The organism is Winogradskyella alexanderae (assembly GCF_020166335.1).
GTDB classification, from domain to species: domain Bacteria; phylum Bacteroidota; class Bacteroidia; order Flavobacteriales; family Flavobacteriaceae; genus Winogradskyella; species Winogradskyella alexanderae.
Genome location: NZ_JAIUJR010000011.1, coordinates 14,243 through 29,016 on the forward strand (window position 1 = coordinate 14,243; position 14,774 = coordinate 29,016).

A 14,774-nucleotide genomic window follows, 5' to 3' on the forward strand; every position below is an offset into this window, starting at 1 on the left:
TTAGGCCAATTAAACTTATAATCAAAAAATGGTATGAACAAATTAATAAACGTGCTTATTTTAGTTTTTTTGAGCTTAACACAAGCTATACATTCACAAAGTGAAACGGACCCCTCACGGTGGACTCCAGAAGACATAATAAATACAGAATACGTGAGATCTGTTACTATATCACCAAACAATACTATGGTGGTATGGACAAAACGTAAAGGTGTTAAGGAGAAAGACCGCTTTGTTTCGGATATATATTTAACCAGACTAGATCTCAAAGAAGATGACACCTTCAAAACAATTCAGCTAACTAATGGCGATGAAAACGATTCTAGTCCTATTTTTTCTAAAGATGGTGAGTATATCTACTTTCTTTCATCTAGGGAAAAAGGTAAGAAACTATGGAAAATGAGTATCTATGGTGGTGAGGCCTTGGAAGTTAAAGAATTTAAAAATGGTATCTCAAATCTTCAATGGAAAGATGAAAAAACATTGTTGTATCAATCTAATGACGGTAAAACTTTGTATGAAAGCACCAAGGAAGAGAAAAAAGACAATGTTGTTGTAGTTGAAGACTCATTGCACTGGAAGCCCAATCATGTATATGCATATAATGTAAAAGAAAAAACTACAGAACGATTAACCTCTAACAAAAAACCCCTGACGGGTTATCAAATATCAAAGGATGGAAAGTGGCTTATTTATGGTGAACAACGCAACATAAGCTACGCATCCGATGCACAACTTGATCCATATCAATATTTGAAAAATTTAGAGACAGGCGAAACACAAAGAATACTTTCAGAATTTGGATATCCAACATATGGCTTCAAGTTTACTAATGACCATAAGGGATTTTATTTTTCTTCAGAATATGGATCCAATCCACAATACAATGGCTCTGGGATTAACGAATTGTACTATTTTGATTTACAATCAATGAAACACACAAAAGTAAATCTAGACTGGGAACTAGGTCATGCCGGAGGCTACTATGTCGTTGAAAATGATATTATTGTTTCACTGGCCAATAGAGCTACTCGACGATTGGCCTATTATAAAAAGAATGATAATACCTGGACAAAAAAGAAGATAAATTTAGGTGAAAAAAACGATCATGTTTCCGTAGCCAACGTTTCTGAAGACGGTAATAAAATTGTTTATACGTATTCAACAGCGTCGCGAATTCCTAGTTTTTATATATCAGACTTAAAGGGAGATAAATTCTCTAACGAGAGTGAATTGGTAAAACTCAATAAAAAACTCTCAAAAAAATCGATAACAAAAAGTGAAGTAATGGTCTGGAAAGGCTATAACAACGAAGATGTTACTGGTATTCTTTATTATCCAGAAAATTATGAGGAAGGGAAAAAATATCCTTTAATGCTGTCAATTCACGGCGGACCTGCAAGTCAGGATTTAGATATGTGGTCAGAACGCTGGAGTACTTATCCTAATCTTTTGGCACAACGTGGTATGTTTGTTTTAAAACCAAACTATCACGGTTCTGCAAATCATGGTCTTTCTTATGTAGAAAGCATAAAAGAAAATTATTATGAACCTGAAATGGAAGATATCATTAAAGGTATAGACGTCTTGCATAATGAAGGTAAAATAGATAAGGATAAACTCGGTACAATGGGATGGTCTAACGGCGCTATAATAAGTACAATGTTGACTGTTCGTTATCCGGATATGTTTAAAGTAGCAGCACCTGGAGCAGGCGATGTTAATTGGACTTCAGACTATGGTACATGTAGATTTGGAGTTAGTTTTGATCAGCACTATTTTGGAGGTGCTCCTTGGGACGATACCAATGGTAAATCCTACAACGAGAATTATATTTTAAAATCACCATTATTTGAAATTGAAAAAATAAAAACCCCAACGATAATATTTCACGGTAGTGAAGATAGAGCTGTACCAAGAGATCAAGGTTGGGAATACTACAGAGGGCTACAACAAGTTGGTAAAGCACCTGTCCGCTTTCTTTGGTTTCCAGGTCAACCACATGGTTTACAAAAAATTACCCATCAACTGCGAAAAATGAAAGAAGAAATCGCTTGGATAGATACCTATTTACTTGATAAACCAAATTCCGAAAATGAAGCGTTCAAGAAGGGTAGTCCTTTAGATTACATCTTGAAATTGCAATCCGTAAAAAAAACCAAAGGATTGTATGGTGAAGACGTAAATGGGATATTAGTTCCAGAAACTGTTGCCATTAAAAAGGACTCTATATCCATCGGTAGGTTTGAAGTAACAAATGCCCAATTTAAAGCATATGACAATGATCATAACTACGACGTAGGCAAAGACAACTATCCTGTTTTGGTTTCAATTGATATGGCTAAAAAATATGTCAATTGGCTCTCGCAACAAACAGGCTCGAGTTATAGATTACCAACCTCTAAAGAAGGTAAAGCATTTCATAAATCAGCTAAGAAAGTTGCAACAAAGGAGAACACACTCAATTATTGGGCAGGTTACGATCTTGTACCAAGCGACTACCAAAAATTAAAATTAAAAATCGATGACAAAAAACCTGATTTAATTAAAGAAATAGGCCAGTTTAAAGCTGTCAAGATTGGTAATGCTATGGTTTATGACCTTGGTGGTAATGTTGCTGAGTATCATGAAAATGGAATTTATGGCTTTAGCGCATACGACTATGTTGACCCTAATAGTAATAAACCTGTTGAAAGTGTATATGTTGGTATTAGAGTAATAAAAGACTAATGAGTGGTGTAGACATAGTAATGGTGATTGCTGTTATTCTCTTCGCAAGATTAGGATTACGCCTAGTGTCTCAATATATTAAAATGAAAAAAGAAAATAAATCAGACGAAACGGAAGTTGGCGATTAATTCTAAGTAATAATGTAATAAATAAATTAAAAAGAAAATGATGAAAATAAAAAAGACTCTTAAAATAATGTCCTTTTTATGTAGTTAGTTCATAAAAATTAATTTCTGCGAAATGAAGTTTTTGATATTTGTTATTGTTCTCATTTGGCCTTTATCCCATTTAAATGCCCAGACAATTAAAATAAATACCCGTTTTGAGAATGATTCTGTGTATTTAGATTTTGTTAATCCGTTTATTGCTCCGATAGAAATTAACTTAACGCCACTAGACAGCACTAAGAACTTTATTAAGGTCAAACCCTACGCTCTCTTAAAACAAAGTGGCACATTTACTAATGCATTGGTAATTCCGCAATCCAAGGTAAAAGATACGTCTTCAATAATTAGCACCGACTACGTTACATTTAAGGGAAGTTTTGGTAATCCAAATTCCATTGTAGATTCCGAATATCGCTATTCACTACCCTATTCTAAAGGTAAGCGTTACAAAATTGTTCAATCTTTTGGAGGCAAGTTTTCGCATAATCGACCTCAATCAAGATATGCAATAGATTTCAACACCAAAATTGGTGACACTATCACAGCGTCAAGATCCGGAACAGTATTCTATGTCAAAGAAGATTCCAATGAATATTGCAGAACACGGAAATGCGTCGATAAAGGTAATAAGGTATTGATTCTGCATAATGATGGTTCCATGGCGCACTATGTACATCTAAAACAAAACGGTGCTCTTGTAGCAACAGGCGATAAAGTTGAAGAAGGCCAGGCTATCGCATTATCTGGCATGACAGGATTTACTACAACGCCACATTTACATTTTGTTCTTTTTAAAGCGGGAGGTATTTCAATACCATTTAAGTTTAAAGGACAAAAAACCAATAAGCTTAAACAAGGTAAATACTACAGACGTAAACATTAATTGTAAAAAAACTAATCTTTTATCTTCTTTTGCTCTGGTAATGGATTTACACCATACTTGTCATACAAATACACTAGAGACGTCATTGTTGCTGCTCCTAATTCGAGCTCACGTTTGTTAACATGCTCAAAGGTATCATTTGCCGCATGATGATGATCAAAATAACGTTGTGAATCTGGTCTTAAACCAGCAACAACGTTACCTTCTGATTGCAAAGGTCTCACATCTGCACCACTCCCACCGAGCTCAAAATAATGAATATAATAAGGCTTAAACAAGGATTTCCATTTTAGCACTTGATTAAAATTGGCTTCGTTCGTATTAAACGAAAAACCTCTTGGTGTAAATCCGCCTGCATCACTTTCTAAAGCAAAAATGTGATTTTCGCCCTTTTCTTTGGCAACTTCTGCATATTTTCTTGCACCCCTCAAACCATTCTCCTCATTCATAAAAAGAACAACTCTTATACTTCGTTTTGGCTTAATACCACTTTCTTTTAGTAAACGTAAAACATCCATTGACTGCACTACACCAGCACCATCATCGTGAGCACCATCTCCTAAATCCCAAGAATCTAAGTGACCCCCTACAAGGATATATTCATCTGGAAACTGAGAGCCCGTTATTTCACCAATCACATTATAAGACACTACATCATCAAATTGCTGGCAACTTTGTTCGAAATGAAATTTAAGATTAGGATGCTTCTTTAAAGCTTCACTTAATTTCGCAGCATCGTTTGTACTTATCGCAGCTGAAGGAATGCGGTTTTCAACTGGTAAGTCGCCATAACTCATGCTACCTGTATGCGGATAGTCATCTTGTCTTGAGCTTAGAGAGCGCACTATTGTTCCTACAGCACCATATTTGGCTGCTTCTTGAGCACCTCGGTAACGTTCTGAAGAACAACCACCATAAGCTTCAAACGTATTTATTAATTCTGGTTGTAAGGCCCTATTGATAAAGACTATTTTACCTCTAACTTTTTCTTCACCTAGTGTTGCAATATCCTTGTATGTACTAACTTCTATAACTTCTGCCTCTGCACCACCCTCAGGAGTTGCGATTGAGCCACCTAAAGCACAAATATTTATGCGTTCAAAAGATTCTTCGGTTTGAAAGTAGGCCATTTCCTTTTCACCTCTAACCCATTTTGGGACCATTACAGGTTGCAACCAAACCTTGTCTAGGCCCAATTTTTCTAATTCTGATTTTGTATAGTCAACAGCGAGTTGTGCATTAGTTGAGCCCGACAATCTTCCACCGATTGTATTGGACAAATAATCCAACCACTCATAACTCTTTCCATTGGTTAACGAGGTATTGTAAATAGTTTTTACAACTTCCTCGTCAGTTTGGGCATAACTTAATAGACCGCTTATTAAAAAAATGAAAAAATACTTTATGATTCGCATAGTTATTCGTTTTCTAATTCTTGTTTATAAAGACTAATACTTGCCTTTTCTTTTTCTGGTAATTCTGGCTCCTTAATATCTGTGTAGGTTTTTAAGGTATCATATAAAATTTTTGCTACAATATATCTGGCAGTTGGTTTGTCGTCTGCAGGAATATTAAACCAAGGTGCATGTGCTTTAGAACTGCGATTTAGAATATCTTCATAACACGCCAGGTATTTATCCCAAAGTTTGCGTTCTTTTAAATCGTCTGAAGAAAATTTCCAATTCTTATTGGGTTTATTCAATCGGCGAAGCAAACGGTTTTTTTGTTCCTCTTTTGATATATTTAGAAAGAATTTAAAAATTATAGTGCCATTTGTAGCAATATGTTTTTCAAAATTATTTATTTCTTCAAAACGCCTGTCCCAGAATTTATCTGTCACATCTTTCACTGATTTTATATCAGGCATATTCTCGTACTTTAAATAATTGGGGTGTACACGAGTTACTAGCACATTCTCGTAATGGGTTCTATTAAAAACACCAAACTTACCTCTAGCTGGCAGTGCGATATAATGCCTCCATAGATAATCGTGTTTTAACTCAAGTGGGGTAGGTTTTTTAAAACTATGCGCCACAATTCCCCTAACATTAAATTCCTTGAAAACCTCTCGGATAAGACTATCCTTGCCAGCGGTATCCATACCCTGAATACAAAATAGCACTGCATATTTTCCATGCGCATACATAGTATTTTGGATATCGGCAAGATTTTCACTGACTTGCCGTAATTCCTTTTCAATAGTCTTTTTACCAGCGTCTAAATTATACTTAGTTGGTAATTCCTTAATGTTTATTTTACCGGAAATTAGAAAGTCTTCAATGTTTATAGTATTCATATATCAATTATTTTGATGCAAACGATTTCACATCGTTTTCACTAACTTCTTTGCCACCTAAAATGATTAAGCGTTCTACAACATTTCTCAGTTCTCTAATATTACCCGTCCAGTCATAGTTTTGTAACAACTTAAGTGCTTTCTCTGAAAATGCCTTTTTTGCATTTCCTTGTTCCTGAGAAATCTTATCGGCAAAATAATCTACCAAAAGTGGAATATCTTCTCTACGATCGTTCAACGCAGGTACTTGAATTAAAATTACCGCAAGCCTGTGATATAAATCCTCTCTAAACTTACCCTCTTCTATCTCTTTCATAAGATTTTTATTGGTTGCAGCAACAACTCGTACGTCTACCTTTATGTCTTTATCGCTACCTACACGTTGTATTCTGCTTTCTTGAAGTGCACGTAATACCTTTGCTTGCGCAGACAAACTCATATCTCCAATTTCATCAAGGAAAATGGTTCCACCATTGGCAGCTTCAAACTTACCTGCTCTGTCTTTATTTGCCGAAGTAAATGCACCTTTAACATGCCCAAACAATTCGCTTTCTATTAATTCTGACGGTATTGCTGCACAATTCACCTCGATCATTGGACCCTTTGACCTATTGCTTTTCTGGTGCAACCAATGCGCCACAAGTTCTTTACCCGTTCCGTTTGGACCCGTAATTAAAACCCTTGCATCGGTCGGTGCTACTTTATCAATCATATCCTTTATGCGTTCAATAGCGTCACTTTCACCAATCATCTCATAGTTCTTGCTAACTTTCTTTTTAAGCCTTTTGTTCTCAACTACAAGCTCCTTTCTGTCTAAGGCTATACGCACGGTATTTAATAACCTGTTTAAATCAGGTGGTTTCGATATGTAGTCAAAAGCGCCAAGACGCATGGTGTTTACTGCTGTATCTAAATCACCATGTCCTGAGATCATAACAACAGGTGTTTCAGGTTTTATTTTTTTAATCGCTTCCAACACTTCGACACCATCCATTTTTGGCATTTTTATATCACATAAAACAAGGTCAAAATCATCTTTTTTAATTTTTTCAATACCGACTAATCCATCTTCAGCCTCATCAACAACGTAAGTGTCATTTTCCTCTGACAGTATTTTTACCAAAACCCTTCTAATGGCCGCTTCGTCTTCAATGATTAAAATTTTTGACATATTTTATATTTTAAATTTTATTCCTGTTCTCAAATAAAAGGCATTAAGCTCATTTAGCCCAAATATTTCTTCTCTATCCCTATTCCTTAACACATTTCTAAGTCTAAACGTATACCCAAAATAGGTATATGCTACAAGGTTCTTAGTAAAAAAATATTCATACCCAACTCCTGCAACAGCAACAGAAAGTGAAATGTTATTTACTAATTGACCGTTAACATCAATTGGTTGCTGAATATTTGCAAAATAACCATCTAAACCTGAAAATAATTGAAGCATATTTTTTTCATCAAAAAAATACTTCAGATTAGATTTTGGTATTCCGGCATTAAACGACCATTTCGCATTAACTTTTCTATAATAACTTACAAATGGTAATGGAAAAGGTATACCAGCAGTTGTATTATAGGTTAATCCTAAGACCAACCGATATGGACGTTCAATATCTGTAGCATCCGTTCTATCCTTGATTGCAAATATACCACCATTTAAAAATAAGTCGTCTCCTTTTAGAGTAGTAGTTAAAGTTGATGCAATTCTCGGGTTAACAGTTAACCCAAGTCGCCAATCGTTATTCCATTTAAAAGTATAGCCTAAGTTAAAATCGATAACATGAAGGATTTTTAACTCATTCGTATTAAAGGGATACTCATCTTCAAGGTTTAGTAGTATTCTATTGTACTCACCACCAACTAGCAAATAATCGGTGTCTTTAATTTTTATAGGATAATTGAGTGAAGCTCGTAATCTGGTGTATTGGTCTTCTGATCTGCTACTAGGAATAAACGAATATTCTAGTTTAGCTAAATCCGTTAATTGGGCCTGAACAATATGTGTGCAACAAAATATCAAAATTACTTGAAGCACTAAACATTTTGACCGCCATTTAATCATTTACTCATTATTGATTTTTAATATGAACGTCGCGCTGTGGAAACGGAATAGTTACATTATTTTCTCTAAATAATCGATCTATTTCAAATCTGATGTCACTTTTTGGAAATGTTGCTTTAAAACTATCGTTCAGCGTAAAAATTAACATAAAGTCCAAGGAGCTATCTCCAAAATCCGTAAAAACAACAATTGGTTCAGGTACATCTAAAACTTGAGGATGAGAGTTTGCAGCTTGTAGCAACAATTTTTTTACTAACTGCACATCACTACCATAGGCTACGCCAACAGTAACGTGCTCCCGCGTTAGTGTGCCATTTTGGGTCCAGTTAAACAGTGAATTTGTAAGATATAAGTGGTTTGGAATAACTAGTACTTTATTATCAATAGTTACAGCCCTAGTCGTTCGAAGCTTAATTTCTTCCACTCTTCCTACCTTACCATCTAACTCGATAATATCCCCAACATGAACCGTTTGATCCAATAAAATAAAAACACCGGAAATTATATCCTGAAACAAGGTTTGCAAGGCTAAACCAACACCAATAAGTAACGCTGCTGAAGCTGCAAGAATACCAGTGACATTAAAACCAATGGCATTAAGTGTTATTAGAAGGAAGATGAGATAAACAATCCATTTACCATAAGAAAAAACAGTATCAAATTTTGCCCTGTCGTCTTTTGGTAAATTTCTAGTAAGAATACGTCTGAAAAGTCGCAAAACTATTGACGTTACAACGATAACAAGGATTACAAACAGGAGACCTTTTACCGATATAGAAATGTTATCTGTAAAGGTAAACCTGTATTTTAATAACTCGTTTAAACCTTCCATACTAGTATTTTAACCATTTGAACAATTCTTTGTAAGACGCCTTTTTACCATACATAAGAATACCAACACGATAAATTTTTGCAGCAAACCAAACCGCTAATATAAAAGTGCCAACTAAAAGCAATAGTGACAAACCTTGTTGCCAAAGCGGCACGCCAAATGGAATACGCATAAGCATAACTACTGGTGATGTTAGCGGTATGAAGGAAAAAACTGTAGAAACTGTTCCATGTGGATCTTCAATTACAGTAAAAACACCTACATAAACCGCCAAAATCAGTGGCATTAATATTGGTAGCATAAATTGCTGCGTATCTGTCTCATTATCAACAGCTGCGCCAATAGCCGCATAAAGTGAACTGTATAAAAGATAACCACCAACAAAAAACAAGATAAAAGCAATAACCAAGTTGGTCATTGGTAAATTGCTAATAGCTGTTAAGATGTTTTCTGCCATAGCTTGAGCTTGGTCCGCATTTTGCCCTGTCATTGCCTGATTAACAATTTCCTGTTGAGGCGTATTTACCTGCGCCATATCAATACCAAAAATAGCAGACACGATTACCAGCAAAACACCACCCAAAACAACCCATATAGCGAATTGTGTGACTCCTGCCAGAGAAGTACCTATAATCTTACCCATCATAAGCTGAATGGGTTTGACTGAAGATATTATCACCTCAATAATACGGCTTGTTTTTTCTTCAATGACACTTCTCATAATCATGTTTCCATAAATGATAATAAACATAAATAGAAGGTAACCGGCTATACCTCCAAAAGCCAATTTTACAACATTGTCAATCTTTGAGCTTTTTTCACCTTCAAAACTCTCCTGTGAGATATCTATATAGATTTTGGACGCTTCAATTTGCTCTAACGATACACCATCCTCTTGCAGTTTTATTTCACGTAGTTTTTTCTCAATCTTTCTTTCAAGTCCCGAAATTACGGTTAGCGAAGGCGCTTCTTCGGAATAAAATTTAATATTATCGTTTATTTCTTCTACAGCAGAAACCTTAGCAATGTGTAATAGCCCATAATCCTCCTTTTCTTTGACAATTTCTTTAGCATCCTTTAAGTTCAATCCATTTAATTTTAGATACGTTGTATTTTCGGTACTTTCAAAAATATCGGTCAGGTAACCTGTTTCGTCCAATACCGAAATTGTCCGTTTTTTATCATTGTTAATTTGACTTAAATAGGAGACAACGGCAATAAGTGCAATCATAATTAAGGGACTTAAAAACGTCATAATTATGAAGGATTTATTTTTAACCTTTGTTAAATATTCGCGCTGTATTATAAGGGGTAGATGATTCATTTTTAATTGCTTTGAACAGTTTGAATAAAAATATCATTTGCAGTTGGGATAACCTCAACAAAATGATGCACTTCTGCCTTTGAAGTTAAGAATGACAACAAATCGTTAGGTGACGTCTTATCGTCAATTTTAATATTAAGCTTAATATCATCATGTAAATTCTTGAAGGTTGCTGGTAATACTTCAAAGGATTTTTTGATATCTGATAAAACCTCCTGGCTATTAATGGATTGCAAACCAACTTCAAATGTATTGGTCTTAAATTTATATTTAATGTCGTTAAGTTTCCCATCAAGTATTTTATTGGACTTATGTATTAACGCAATATGATCGCAAAGTTCTTCGACAGACTCCATCCTGTGAGTAGAGAATATGACTGTTGCTCCTTCTTCTCTCAATTTTAGAATTTCATCCTTTATGAGATTTGCGTTGATAGGATCAAACCCAGAAAACGGTTCGTCAAAAATTAAAAGTTTTGGCCGATGTAAAACTGTAACAATAAATTGAATTTTTTGTGCTTGTCCTTTACTTAGTTCCTGAATTTTTTTGTTCCACCAATCTCCTATTTCTAGTTTATCAAACCAATACTTTAATCTGCTTTTTGCTTCTGACTTTGGCATGCCCTTAAGCTGTGCAAGATACAGTGCTTGTTCGCCTACCTTCATTGATTTATAAAGCCCGCGCTCTTCAGGCAAATAACCAATATCCTTAATATGCTCTGGTCTTAGAGGCTGACCATCTAAAAATACCTTACCATCATCTGGCATGGTTATTTGATTTATAATTCTAATCAGTGTTGTTTTGCCTGCTCCATTTGGTCCCAATAGCCCGAAAATACTACCTTTGGGTACAGCTATAGAAACTTTGTTAAGTGCTCTAAATTCTCCGAAATTCTTTGATACGGATTCAGCAACCAATAAGTGGCTCATAAGGTATGGTTTTTTATATTTTGGTTAGAACGTAAATATATTAAATGTAAGATAGTTTAATGATTTTTAAGTAATACAAATTAGAGCAGTTTGGCTTAATTTATTTTACTCACTCTACTATAAAAACAAAACCCACCCTTATAACTAAATAAGGATGGGAAAAAATTGCTATGAAAAAGAAAAATTACCGCTAATTAGCATTAGCGATAAGTCAAAGATAATATTTTTTATTAAACGAGACTGTTTTACGAGAACATATCTTTTACCTTTTCAAAAAAAGATTTATCAGAACTTTCCGGTTTAGGCTCAAAATGTTCATCGTTTTTCATCTCTTCAAAAAAGTCTTTCTGTTTTTTACTTAAAGTCTTTGGGGTCCAAACATTTACGTGTACCAATAAGTCACCTTTACCATATCCGTTGATACTTGGAATACCTTTCCCTCTTAATCTCAATATTTTACCAGATTGAACACCTGCTTCAATCTTTATTCTAACTTTTCCGGTAACGGTATCTATTTCCTTTGAGGTTCCCAGAACAGCATCAGGCAAACTAACATACATATCGTAATGCAAATTATCCCCTTCACGTTTTAAGGTTGGATGTTCCTCTTCTTGAATTAATACCAATAAATCTCCTGCTATACCATTGCCTGGTGCGTCATTTCCTTTACCAGTAACTTTGAGTTGCATACCATCTACTACACCTGCAGGAATCTTAACAGAAACCGTTTCTTCCGTTACTTTCATACCTTGTGCATCTGCATCGGCAGGCTTTTTATCGATGATTTGTCCAGAGCCACCACAGGTCTGACACGTTGTAGCAGTCTGCATTCTACCTAAAATAGTGTTGGTTATTCTAGTAACTTGTCCCGAACCGTTGCATGTGGTACACGTTTTATAGGTAGTTCCAGGTGCTTGTTTCTTACGCTTTACTTTAATTTTCTTTTCAACACCATTAGCAACTTCTTCTAAACTTAGTGAGACTCTAATGCGCAAATTACTTCCCTTGGCAACACGTTGTCTGCCACCTCCGCCGAATCCACTGAAACCACCTCCAAAGGCACCACCAAATATATCGCCAAACTGACTGAATATGTCATCCATATTCATGCCACCGCCACCAAAGCCACCTGCTCCTTCAAAGGCTTGATGACCAAATTGATCGTATCTAGCTTTTTTTTCAGGATTACTCAAAACTTCGTATGCTTCGGCTGCTTTCTTGAACATTTCTTCAGCTTCTTTATCATCTGGATTCTTATCTGGATGATACTTTAATGCCATCTTACGATAGGCCTTTTTGATTTCAGATTCTGAAGCGCCTTTGCTTATGCCTAAGATGTCGTAATAGTCTTCTTTCATATTTTTGACCCGAATGGTTTGGGTGAATTTTTAATTGCTAATGTTTGAAGGTCTTAAAATTTACTGTCCTATGACCACTTTTGGGAAACGAATTACCTTATCTCCCAATTTATAGCCCTTTTCGATAACATCAATAATCTTACCTTTTAAATCATCGCTTGGAGCTGGGATTTGGGTAACAGCCTCATGATTATCAGCATTAAATACATCACCTTTTTCGACCATTATTTTTGATAATCCTTTCTGTTCTAAAGTAGATACCAGTTTATTGTAAATTAATAAAACCCCTTTTCTGAGCTCTTCTGCCTCTTTATCTTCTTCAATGTGCATTAAAGCACGTTCAAAATCGTCAAGAATTGGCAATAAGGACAACATTAGATCCTGACTGGCGGTTTTAAAAAGTTCTATACGCTCTTTTGTTGTGCGTTTTTTGTAATTCTCAAACTCTGCAAACAAGCGCATAAATTTATCTTTCTCAGATGCTAACTCTTCTTTAAGCTGTTCTTCTGGTGACTTTGTTTCTTCCTTTGTTTCTACATCTGCTTCTGCCGTTGCAGTTGCGGTATCCTCTATCTGAGGATCCTCTACTTTTTTACTTTTATCTTTTTTACTCATTTGAGCTGTGTTTTTAAATCTTTGATTTAGAATTGGCAAAAGTACTGCCATTCTTATTATAATGTCAAATTGTCATTAACATTTTTTTATAACTACGTGGTATAAGTTATCCCTATTTTTGCAAACTAAAACAGAAAACACATTATCATGAAAACAAAATTTTTTAAAATTTTTACAGTTATTGCCCTAGTTTCGTTTACAAACTGTGGTGATAATAAAGCAAAGGAAGCTGAGACAACTGAAGCTACAGAGGCAGCTGTTGCGAAGGAAACTGCGGTAACTTACCAAGCAAACTCTGAAAACTCTATGATTGAGTGGAAAGGATTCAAACCAACAGGCTCACACACTGGTACAATATCTATATCAGAAGGTATGGTAAGTGTAAATGGTGATGCAATTGAAAGCGGTAACTTTACCATTGACATGAATAGCATTGTAGTTACCGATATTCCCGTTGAAGATGAAGGTAATGCTAAGCTAAGAGGTCACCTTACTAGTGCAGACTTTTTTGATGTTGAGAAATTCCCAACTGCAAAATTTGAAGTAACTGGCATCTCTACTGAAGAAGGAAAAACAATGCTCTCTGGTAACTTAACAATGAAAGAAAAAACAAATAACATCAGCATCCCTGTTACCACTTCAATGGAAGGGGACATGATGAAATTAACTAGTGAAACATTCACAATTGACCGTTCAAAGTGGAATGTTCAGTATGGTTCAAAATCATTCTTTGATAACTTAGGCGATAAATTCATCAATGATGAAATTGAGCTTAAAGTTACTCTTGTAGCTAATAAAGCTTAACTTCTCAAATTAATCCAAAATAAAAAGCACTTACCAAGCGGTAAGTGCTTTTCTTTTTCATAGCAACATTATTCATATTGCTACTGCTATTAATCAACCACCATCAACCAAAATGTCAATTAATAGCACTGCAGTAATGATTCTATCTATTAATACACTAAAACTCACTAGTTAGGCATTACTACAGTATCAATTACGTGAATCACTCCATTACTTCCTTTAACATCTGTCGCTGTGATTTCACTGTAATTACCAGCTTGGTCTTTCAACCAAATCTTTCCATCTTTTTGCATAACAGTTAATACTGTACCGTTCAATGCTTTTACCTCTACTTTTCCATTACCCTTTTTTAATGCTGCAACTACATCACTCGCCATTAAGTTTGCTGGTATAACGTGGTATGTTAATATGTTTGTTAAAGCTTTTTTGTTTTCTGGTTTTAATAGGTTTGCTAATGCGTCTTGGTCTATTTTAGCGAAAGCATCGTTTGTTGGTGCAAATACTGTGAATGGCCCATCGCCTTGTAAGGCACCTACTAAATCGGCTGCTTTTAAAGCTGCTACTAATGTTGAGAAATTTTCATTGCTAACGGCTGCGTCAACAATTGTGTTCTGTGCTGTAGCAGTCTGGTTAAATGATAACGCTACAAACGTTGTTAAAATAAAAACTAACTTTTTCATAATTTTAAATTATTGGTTATACAATTAAATGCACTATTGTTCTAATTTTGAAGTGCTTTCATTTATATTTACAATAGCAAAAAGGCTACAG

The 14,774-nt window shown here is 35.1% G+C and carries 14 protein-coding genes; 4 read left to right on the plus strand and 10 right to left on the minus strand.

Going from position 1 to position 14,774, the window contains the following annotated elements; all coding sequences use genetic code 11:
• The first annotated feature begins 33 nt into the window (after positions 1-33).
• From LBU54_RS13910 to LBU54_RS13915, 3 genes are all read left to right on the plus strand, one after another.
• Positions 34-2,730 (plus strand): S9 family peptidase, encoded by a 2,697-nt coding sequence (locus tag LBU54_RS13910; RefSeq protein ID WP_224531214.1) that lies wholly within the window; start codon positions 34-36, stop codon positions 2,728-2,730.
• A complete protein-coding gene (locus LBU54_RS15390) occupies positions 2,730-2,858 on the plus strand; it encodes a hypothetical protein (RefSeq protein ID WP_262899750.1) in 129 nt (42 codons plus the stop codon). The genes LBU54_RS13910 and LBU54_RS15390 overlap by 1 nt, the downstream gene beginning before the upstream one ends.
• A gap of 112 nt (positions 2,859-2,970) precedes the next feature.
• Positions 2,971-3,780 (plus strand): M23 family metallopeptidase, encoded by an 810-nt coding sequence (locus LBU54_RS13915; protein WP_224531217.1) that lies wholly within the window; start codon positions 2,971-2,973, stop codon positions 3,778-3,780.
• Positions 3,781-3,791: 11 nt separating this feature from the next.
• Here LBU54_RS13915 and LBU54_RS13920 read toward each other — a convergent pair whose 3' ends face one another.
• The 9 genes from LBU54_RS13920 to LBU54_RS13960 form a co-directional block, all read right to left on the minus strand.
• Positions 3,792-5,195 (minus strand): M20/M25/M40 family metallo-hydrolase, encoded by a 1,404-nt coding sequence (locus tag LBU54_RS13920; RefSeq protein WP_224531220.1) that lies wholly within the window; start codon positions 5,193-5,195, stop codon positions 3,792-3,794.
• Between the two features lie 2 nt (positions 5,196-5,197).
• Positions 5,198-6,076 carry a PPK2 family polyphosphate kinase gene (locus LBU54_RS13925; protein ID WP_224531224.1) on the minus strand — a complete coding sequence of 293 codons (879 nt, stop codon included), beginning with the start codon at positions 6,074-6,076 and terminating at the stop codon, positions 5,198-5,200.
• 7 nt (positions 6,077-6,083) lie between these two features.
• Positions 6,084-7,247, minus strand: a complete 1,164-nt coding sequence (locus LBU54_RS13930) for a sigma-54-dependent transcriptional regulator (protein WP_224531228.1) — start codon at positions 7,245-7,247, stop codon at positions 6,084-6,086.
• A 3-nt stretch (positions 7,248-7,250) separates the two neighbouring features.
• A complete protein-coding gene (locus tag LBU54_RS13935; protein ID WP_224531230.1) occupies positions 7,251-8,114 on the minus strand; it encodes a DUF6268 family outer membrane beta-barrel protein in 864 nt (287 codons plus the stop codon).
• A gap of 34 nt (positions 8,115-8,148) precedes the next feature.
• Positions 8,149-8,973 carry a mechanosensitive ion channel family protein gene (locus tag LBU54_RS13940; RefSeq protein ID WP_224531233.1) on the minus strand — a complete coding sequence of 275 codons (825 nt, stop codon included), beginning with the start codon at positions 8,971-8,973 and terminating at the stop codon, positions 8,149-8,151.
• A 1-nt stretch (position 8,974) separates the two neighbouring features.
• Positions 8,975-10,297 carry an ABC transporter permease gene (locus tag LBU54_RS13945; protein WP_224531236.1) on the minus strand — a complete coding sequence of 441 codons (1,323 nt, stop codon included), beginning with the start codon at positions 10,295-10,297 and terminating at the stop codon, positions 8,975-8,977.
• A gap of 2 nt (positions 10,298-10,299) precedes the next feature.
• Complete coding sequence (locus LBU54_RS13950; protein WP_224531239.1) at positions 10,300-11,226, minus strand: ABC transporter ATP-binding protein; 927 nt, start codon at positions 11,224-11,226, stop codon at positions 10,300-10,302.
• Positions 11,227-11,471: 245 nt separating this feature from the next.
• A complete protein-coding gene (gene dnaJ / locus LBU54_RS13955) occupies positions 11,472-12,584 on the minus strand; it encodes a molecular chaperone DnaJ (RefSeq protein WP_224531242.1) in 1,113 nt (370 codons plus the stop codon).
• Between the two features lie 60 nt (positions 12,585-12,644).
• The gene (locus LBU54_RS13960) at positions 12,645-13,199 is read right to left on the minus strand and encodes a nucleotide exchange factor GrpE (RefSeq protein ID WP_224531244.1); all 555 of its coding nucleotides are present in this window, start codon (positions 13,197-13,199) and stop codon (positions 12,645-12,647) included.
• 147 nt (positions 13,200-13,346) lie between these two features.
• Between LBU54_RS13960 and LBU54_RS13965 the strand changes: the two genes are divergently transcribed.
• On the plus strand, positions 13,347-14,003 hold the full coding sequence (locus tag LBU54_RS13965) for a YceI family protein (protein WP_224531247.1): 657 nt from the start codon (positions 13,347-13,349) through the stop codon (positions 14,001-14,003).
• A gap of 167 nt (positions 14,004-14,170) precedes the next feature.
• Here LBU54_RS13965 and LBU54_RS13970 read toward each other — a convergent pair whose 3' ends face one another.
• Positions 14,171-14,683, minus strand: coding sequence for a fasciclin domain-containing protein (locus LBU54_RS13970; protein WP_224531251.1), 513 nt, complete (start codon positions 14,681-14,683; stop codon positions 14,171-14,173).
• Positions 14,684-14,774 lie beyond the last annotated feature (91 nt).

Bases quoted from the DNA above. Each gene is read 5' to 3' on its own strand.
- LBU54_RS13930 (WP_224531228.1), bottom strand. From the start codon at position 7,247: ATGTCAAAAATTTTAATCATTGAAGACGAAGCGGCCATTAGAAGGGTT.
- LBU54_RS13940 (WP_224531233.1), bottom strand. From the start codon at position 8,973: ATGGAAGGTTTAAACGAGTTATTAAAATACAGGTTTACCTTTACAGAT.
- LBU54_RS13970 (WP_224531251.1), bottom strand. From the start codon at position 14,683: ATGAAAAAGTTAGTTTTTATTTTAACAACGTTTGTAGCGTTATCATTT.
- LBU54_RS13910 (WP_224531214.1), top strand. From the start codon at position 34: ATGAACAAATTAATAAACGTGCTTATTTTAGTTTTTTTGAGCTTAACA.
- LBU54_RS13920 (WP_224531220.1), bottom strand. From the start codon at position 5,195: ATGCGAATCATAAAGTATTTTTTCATTTTTTTAATAAGCGGTCTATTA.
- LBU54_RS13945 (WP_224531236.1), bottom strand. From the start codon at position 10,297: ATGAATCATCTACCCCTTATAATACAGCGCGAATATTTAACAAAGGTT.
- LBU54_RS13925 (WP_224531224.1), bottom strand. From the start codon at position 6,076: ATGAATACTATAAACATTGAAGACTTTCTAATTTCCGGTAAAATAAAC.
- LBU54_RS13950 (WP_224531239.1), bottom strand. From the start codon at position 11,226: ATGAGCCACTTATTGGTTGCTGAATCCGTATCAAAGAATTTCGGAGAA.
- LBU54_RS13915 (WP_224531217.1), top strand. From the start codon at position 2,971: ATGAAGTTTTTGATATTTGTTATTGTTCTCATTTGGCCTTTATCCCAT.
- dnaJ (WP_224531242.1), bottom strand. From the start codon at position 12,584: ATGAAAGAAGACTATTACGACATCTTAGGCATAAGCAAAGGCGCTTCA.
- LBU54_RS13965 (WP_224531247.1), top strand. From the start codon at position 13,347: ATGAAAACAAAATTTTTTAAAATTTTTACAGTTATTGCCCTAGTTTCG.
- LBU54_RS13960 (WP_224531244.1), bottom strand. From the start codon at position 13,199: ATGAGTAAAAAAGATAAAAGTAAAAAAGTAGAGGATCCTCAGATAGAG.
- LBU54_RS15390 (WP_262899750.1), top strand. From the start codon at position 2,730: ATGAGTGGTGTAGACATAGTAATGGTGATTGCTGTTATTCTCTTCGCA.